6 protein-coding genes are annotated in these 7,291 nt (G+C 57.0%); 5 read left to right on the top strand and 1 reads right to left on the bottom strand.

The window, feature by feature from the left end; all coding sequences use genetic code 11:
* Positions 1-56 precede the first annotated feature (56 nt).
* Positions 57-803 carry a sulfotransferase domain-containing protein gene (locus tag AC221Y_RS17275; protein WP_486707845.1) on the bottom strand — a complete coding sequence of 249 codons (747 nt, stop codon included), beginning with the start codon at positions 801-803 and terminating at the stop codon, positions 57-59.
* A 182-nt stretch (positions 804-985) separates the two neighbouring features.
* Between AC221Y_RS17275 and AC221Y_RS17270 the strand changes: the two genes are divergently transcribed.
* From AC221Y_RS17270 to AC221Y_RS17250, 5 genes are all read left to right on the top strand, one after another.
* A complete protein-coding gene (locus tag AC221Y_RS17270; protein ID WP_299753074.1) occupies positions 986-1,615 on the top strand; it encodes a GntR family transcriptional regulator in 630 nt (209 codons plus the stop codon).
* A gap of 713 nt (positions 1,616-2,328) precedes the next feature.
* Complete coding sequence (locus tag AC221Y_RS17265; RefSeq protein WP_299753076.1) at positions 2,329-3,435, top strand: MHYT domain-containing protein; 1,107 nt, start codon at positions 2,329-2,331, stop codon at positions 3,433-3,435.
* A gap of 115 nt (positions 3,436-3,550) precedes the next feature.
* On the top strand, positions 3,551-4,405 hold the full coding sequence (locus AC221Y_RS17260) for an FAD binding domain-containing protein (RefSeq protein ID WP_299753078.1): 855 nt from the start codon (positions 3,551-3,553) through the stop codon (positions 4,403-4,405).
* 11 nt (positions 4,406-4,416) lie between these two features.
* Positions 4,417-4,911: a (2Fe-2S)-binding protein gene (locus AC221Y_RS17255; RefSeq protein ID WP_299753080.1), complete on the top strand. Its 495-nt coding sequence runs from the start codon at positions 4,417-4,419 to the stop codon at positions 4,909-4,911.
* The coding region (locus tag AC221Y_RS17250; protein ID WP_486707844.1) for an aerobic carbon-monoxide dehydrogenase large subunit at positions 4,908-7,291 on the top strand (2,384 nt) is incomplete at its 3' end. The genes AC221Y_RS17255 and AC221Y_RS17250, both read left to right, overlap by 4 nt.

Genomic DNA, 7,291 nt, shown 5'->3' with positions numbered 1-7,291 from the left:
GTGTCCTGTTCAATGCGCCCGATGGCCAGTTCTTCGTGGGGGAAAGTGGCACGGAATTATTGTTCCGGCTGATACGGGTGGCCTGTCTTGGAACGCCTGATGGGACGGTTCTGAGCAGTGATCCGGTCGAACATCTCATCCGCGACCTCGATCTCGAGATATCGGGCGATCCGCGCGATCTGGCCCCTGAGGTCTGCCTTCATGTCGGCGTAGTGCAGGAACAGAACGTTGTCCCGATGCCGTTCGGGCCACCAGGTCTGGGTCTGCCGCATACATGACCAGAATGGATATCCATCGGTCTCGCCCTCGATCGCGCCGCGGGAGATCCACAGGTCGAAGAAGGTCGAGATGTCGGCGGGCGGCCTGGGTAGGGGGCCTGCCGCGGTTCTGGCGAAAGCCTCGAACATCTCGTCGCCGAAATTGGCATAAAAGTTCCAGAGCGACATGAACACATCGCGCGGATCGCGGCCGACATGGATGTATCTGGCCTGGGGCCAGATCGGCAGCCCATCGAAATACATGTGGCTCTTGATCACGCGGCGATGCACCTGTGGCTCCAGTATCGCGAGGTGCTCGGCGTGCTCGCGAAACGCATTGTCGAGCCAGGGCGAAACGCCGCCGATGTGGCGTACCTTGAGGTCTTGGAAGATCAGGTGCAGCGCGATGTTCTGAGTCCAGGTGGTGCCCGCCTTGTAGGCTGTCGCGACCACAACATCGCCGGGACGGACTTTGAAATCATCCCAGCGGCTGCTGTCCAGAAGCTGATTGTAGTAGCGGCGTATTGCCGGTGCCGGTGATGCCATCAGTCCTACCCCCGGCTGACACTGCACTTTGCTGGCATGGCCAGTCAAGCAAATCGCGGCGAAACCGCGATATCGGGCTTCGGTCGCGTCAGATCGCGCGAGACTGCAAAGGGCTCCGAAGCAGCCATTCGCTGCGCCCTGCATCAATGCCCGGTGTGCGGGACAACTCGGACATCACGGGCATGAAAATCGCTGCGGGCGCAACGAACGGCAGCTATGCCGAGTTGCGGCCCGGTGAGCAGCTTCGCCTGCGTCTTCTGACGGAACGCCACGGTTGCGGCACCTCGCCCATCCGCGAGGCACTGAACAGTCTGGTAAGCGCAGGTCTGGTGGAACGCTTCGACAAGCGCGGCTTCTTCGTTGCGGGCACGTCGCCGGAGGAGTTTCAGGACATCCTGACCAATCGCTGCTTTCTTGAGGAAGAAGCGCTGCGTCGTTCGATGGCGGCCGGTGGCGCGGACTGGGAGGAGCGTGTTCTTGTGGCGCATCACCGCATGACCCGTGTGCCCCGGTCGCGAGGCAGCGCAAACGCGACGATCAACCGCGAATGGGAGGAAGCGCACAAGCGCTTTCACATAAGCCTGATCTCTGCCTGCGACTCCCCTATCCTGATTGCTGACTGCGACAAGCTTTACGAGTTGAACATCCGCTATCGTTTCCAGGCGCGGACCCAGTCCAGCCAATCGAGAAACGTTTCGGTCGAGCATGACCGCCTGAAGGATCTCGTCCTTGCCGGGCAGACGGAATCGGCCGTCGCGGCGCTAAAGGACCATTATATGAAGACAGGTTCATTTTTGATCGGACAACCATGACGCTGCCCGGCCTCATCGAAAAAATTTCATTGCTGAAAGTTTCGCGAGTTTTGCAGCTGCTATTCAAGGTTGATGGCTTGATTGCAGTGAAATCGGTCACCCAGTCCGCACAGGACCAAAGTCTCGACTGCACATTTGCCGTATGATTTGACCCAAAGCCTACATTTCATCCAAGCTCCGTTTCGTCCACAACTCGGTCATCGGCTCCCCGACACTCGATGCGCTCACAACGAATGGTCGCTTTTGCGGCTGCGCTGCAACGTACTTCTTGGCTTGGCCAGGGTTACCAGTCTGCTGGATGAGCGAAGGCCGCTATTTCAATCCGGCCGCTTCGGGCACGAGGCGGTCATTCCGTCGCCGCTTGTCTTACGACCGCTTTCCACAGCCGAATGTCCAAGGATCGGGTCAGGCCGCTGAAATGTGTGAAACATCTGCGTTTCGGGAATGGCTGCTTTCGGAACGCGGTCTGAACTCGACCCGCTGCGCTGCCGCAAGGCGGTTTGAGCCCTAACTGACCTATGCAATACAATCACCCCTATGTCTGCTTTCGCAAAAAGAAGCGAATGAATTTTCGACTGAATAAAATGTCTACTTAGATCGACCCGACGCTTTGTCGATGTCTCCTCGTCTCCCTCCACTCTCCGATCAAAATGACGATCAAGCGAACCGCATAGCGTTTGCAAATCGCAAAAGTCTTGGGCATCATTCGGCCAATGGAATTTCTCAGCGTCCACCAAAGCAGCTTCTTGATCGCAATGTCGTGCATTGTCGCACTCGTGGCGGGGTTCACGGGCCTGTCGCTGACGCGTGACTTGGCGCAGAAACCTATGTTCCAAAAGAAAGTATCGGTGGCGCTGGCTGCCATCGCACTTGGCGGGGGCATTTGGTCGATGCACTTCGTCGCCATGTTGGGGCTGCAAATGCCCATCCTGTTCTATTACGATGCGGCCATCACCCTTGTCTCTGCGCTTTTGGCGATCTTGCTTGTTGGGGCGGCGCTGATCCTGATGCACTTCGCCGAACGAAAACCTGCGACTATTACATTGGCAGGGGGCATCGTCGGTGTTGGCATTTTGGTGATGCATTACATTGGTATGGCGGGGCTCGAGATGTGTCGTGCGGTCTACTCCACGACGGGCGTTCTCTTTTCGTCGAGCGTTGCGATTGGCCTGTGCATTTTGGCGTTTTGGATCGCCTATGGGCGCCGTACCAACCGCAACATTGTGCTTGGGACGCTATGCTTTGCCTTTGCGGTCTGTTCTGTGCATTTCCTTGCGATGGCTGGCACCAATTTTGTGGAAGAGCAAAATTTTGCTGAGTTTGGACCTTCCATGAGCAATGAAACGCTCGCCTTAGGTGTTATCTTTTTCAGCTTCGTCATCTTTGGGGCCTGCCTCTGGGTGAGTGTGACCTATCTTGTCGCGCCCCGCGCTGCGCTCTCACCCCTTCCTGCCTCCACCACAGCGGCTGAACTGCAAGTCCCGTGCGAGCGGGAAGGCCATAAAGTTTTTGTCCGTGCAAGCGACGTGCTGTTTGTCCGCGCGGATGGCCACTACACCCAAGTCTATACCGCAAATGAGAGGTTGTTCTGTGCTTGGCCGGTGACCCAAGCGTCCAGCCGGCTGTTGCCTGTCGGATTCTTGCAGACCCACCGCAGCTATCTCGTCAATCCTAGTCGCATCGCCCGCTTCGAGCGCACAAAGGACAAGGGGCACTGCATCTTTGATGGGGCTGAAACGCCGCGCGCGCCTGTGAGTCGTTCGAAGCTCAAGACGATACAGGATGCACTGGCCGCACGACCGAGCGCAGTTCGTGCATGAATGTGTGCATTTCGTGCAAATTAGCTGTGTTTCATTGAATTTTTAGTGCTGCGGCATGCGGCCGCATGCAGACTTCACGTTAAGCAAATCAATCGCTTTCAGGGAGGAGTAGCCGATGATTCCAGCGGCATTTGAATATTATAGACCCAAGGACATGGCCGGTGTGCTGTCACTTCTTGAAAAGCATGGCGACGATGCACGTGTCATGGCTGGCGGTCACAGCCTGATCCCGATGATGAAGTTGCGCATGGCCGATGTGCCGCATCTGATCGACCTGCAGGATGTGGGCGGCATGTCCGACATCGAGATTAGCGGCGACAGCATCAAGATCGGTGCCCTATTGACCCAAACGAAAATCATTGATCACGCGGGTCTGGCAGAGGCAGCTCCGATTCTGCGCGAAGCAGCGTTGCAAATTGCCGACCCTCAGGTGCGCTACATGGGCACTGTCGGTGGCAACGTCGCCAATGGCGATCCGGGCAATGATATGCCCGGTTTGATGCAATGTCTGAACGCAATCTTTACTGTGGTCGGCCCGGATGGCGAACGTCAGATTGCTGCGCGTGATTTCTATGAGGGGGCCTATGCGACAGCGCGCGAGGATGACGAGGTTCTGACAGCTGTCATAATCCCAATGCCCAAAGGCGGCTATGCTTACGAAAAGCAGAAGCGCAAGATTGGCGACTATGCGACCGCTGCTGCGGCTGTGCAGATTGTCAGCGAGGGTGGCACTTGTGTGTCCGCCTCTATCGCAATGACAAACCTGAGCGACGTGCCAGTCTTTTCCGCAGACGCAGGTGCCGCACTTGTTGGCACGTCAGTGGACAAAGCCGCGCTGAAAGCTGCGGTAACGGCCATGTTGGGCGACATCGACCCGACCGAAGACAACCGCGGCCCTGTCGCATTCAAGAACCATGTGGCGGGCATCATTCTGCGCCGTGCCATCGCACGCGCTTGGTCGCGGGCATAGGGAGGAACATCATGTCAAAGAAGATGCACGTCAAACTGAAGGTGAACGGCAAGGAGGAAGAATTCCTCGCCGAACCACGCGAGCTCTTGATTTATACGCTGCGCGAGCGGCTGAATATCACGGGTCCACACATCGGCTGTGAAACCTCCCACTGCGGGGCTTGCACGGTCACCATAGACGGCAAGTCGGTCAAATCCTGCACCATGTTCGCTGTACAGGCCGAAGGTTCAGAAATCACCACAATTGAAGGGATCGGCAACCCGGATGATCTGCACCCTTTGCAGACTGCCTTCAAAGAACACCACGGGTTGCAGTGCGGCTATTGCACCCCCGGTATGATTACCCGTGCCACCAAACTGTTGGAAGAAACCCCGAACCCGACTGAGGAAGAAATCCGCTTTGGCATGGCGGGCAACCTTTGCCGCTGCACGGGCTATCAGAACATTGTGAAATCCATTCAGGCCGCCGCGGCTGAGATGAATGCAGCCAAGGAGGCCGCAGAATGAAAGACGAAGTCACCCGCGAAGAACGCGTCGATAATCTCAAAGGCTTGGGCTGTTCGCGCAAGCGCGTCGAAGATGCCCGTTTTACCCAAGGCAAGGGCAACTATGTTGATGACATCAAGCTGGACGGCATGTTGTTTGGCGATTTTGTGCGCTCTCCCTATGCGCATGCTCGGATCAAGAGCGTCAACAGCGAAGCCGCTCTAAAGGTCCCCGGCGTTTTGGCCGTTCTGACGGCGGACGATCTGCGCCCTCTTGGTCTTCACTGGATGCCCACACTGGCTGGCGACAAGCAGATGGTTCTTGCAGATGGTAAAGTGCTGTTCCAAGGTCAGGAAGTCGCCTTTGTCGTTGCCGAAGATCGCTACGCCGCCGCTGACGGCATCGAGGCGGTCGAGGTCGAGTATGAAGAACTGCCCGTCCTCGTGAACCCACATGAAGCGCTGAAATCAGACGTGGTTCTGCGCGAGGATTTGGTGGCTGAAGACGGCTCTTTGCCTGATGGCGCCCACGGCCCGCGCAAACATCACAACCACATCTTTACTTGGGAAGCTGGCGACCGCGAGCCGACCGAAGAAGTTCTAGCCAACGCCGATGTCGTGGTCGAGCAAGAGATGTACTACCACCGCACCCATCCATGCCCGCTGGAAACCTGCGGCTGTGTGGCCTCCATGGACAAGGTCAACGGCAAGCTAACACTTTGGGGTACGTTCCAAGCGCCCCACGCGATCCGTACCGTGGTCTCGCTGATCTCGGGCATTGAAGAGCACAACATCCGTGTCGTCAGCCCTGATATTGGCGGCGGCTTTGGCAACAAGGTTGGTGCCTATCCGGGTTATGTTTGTTCTGTGGTGGCCTCTATCGTGACCGGCAAGCCTGTCAAATGGATCGAAGACCGCATGGACAATCTGATGACCACCGCATTCGCGCGTGATTATCATATGACCGGCAAAATCTCGGCCACCAAAGAGGGTAAGATCACTGCGCTGAAATGCAACGTAGTTGCCGACCACGGCGGTTTTGACGCCTGCGCCGATCCGACCAAGTTCCCGGCTGGGTTTATGAACATCTGCACCGGGTCCTATGACATCCCGACCGCATTCCTTGAGGTCGACGGTGTCTACACCAACAAGGCCCCCGGTGGCGTTAGCTACCGCTGTTCGTTCCGTGTGACCGAGGCGGTGTATCTGATCGAACGGATGATCGAGGTTCTGGCGATTGAGCTGAATATGGATGCGGCAGAACTACGCCGGATCAATTTCATCAAGAAAGAACAGTTCCCTTATAAAGCCGCGCTTGGCTGGGAATACGACTCTGGTGATTATCACACCGCTTGGGACAAGGCACTCAAGACTGTCGATTATGCGGGTCTGCGCGCTGAGCAAGCGCAACGTGTCGCGGACTTTAAAGCCGGCAAGACCCGCTCGATCATGGGCATCGGTCTGTCGTTCTTCACCGAGATCGTCGGCGCAGGTCCGGTCAAGAATTGTGACATTCTGGGCCTTGGCATGTTCGACAGCTGCGAAATCCGCATTCACCCGACGGGCTCTGCGATTGCGCGTCTTGGCACGATTTCTCAAGGTCAAGGTCACGCGACAACATTCGCGCAAATCCTTGCGTCCGAGATTGGTCTGCCTGCGGACAGCATCACGATTGAGGAAGGAGATACTGACACCGCGCCTTATGGTTTGGGAACCTATGGATCGCGGTCCACACCCGTTGCGGGTGCGGCAACTGCGATGGCTGGTCGTAAAATTCGGGCCAAGGCCCAAATGATTGCGGCTTACCTGCTTGAAGTTCACGACAACGATGTGGAATTCGATGTGGATCGGTTTGTTGTCAAAGGCGCACCTGAAAAGTTCAAGACGATGAAGGAAATCGCCTTTGCTGCCTACAATCAGGCGATCCCCGGACTTGAGCCGGGTCTGGAAGCGGTCAGCTACTACGATCCGCCCAACATGACCTATCCGTTCGGGGCTTACGTCTGCGTCATGGACATCGATGTGGACACCGGCGTCACCGACATCCGCCGCTTCTATGCGCTGGATGACTGCGGCACACGGATCAACCCGATGATCATCGAAGGCCAAGTGCATGGCGGTCTGACCGAAGCGCTGGCCGTCGCCTTGGGGCAAGAGATTGCCTATGACAAGCAGGGTAACGTCAAGACTGGCACGCTGATGGACTTCTTCCTGCCAACCGCATGGGAAGTTCCGAATTACGAGACCGACTTCACCGTGACCCCAAGCCCGCATCACCCGATTGGGGCCAAGGGCGTGGGCGAGAGCCCGCATGTGGGCGGTGTGCCTTGTTTTTCAAACGCGGTGCAGGATGCGTTCCGCCCGTTTGGCAACAAGCACACCAAGATGCCCCATGATCACTG

Source organism: Boseongicola sp. (genome assembly GCF_057460485.1).
Note: the sequence above shows the minus strand (reverse complement) of the source record. Positions and strands in the feature narration are given on the sequence as shown.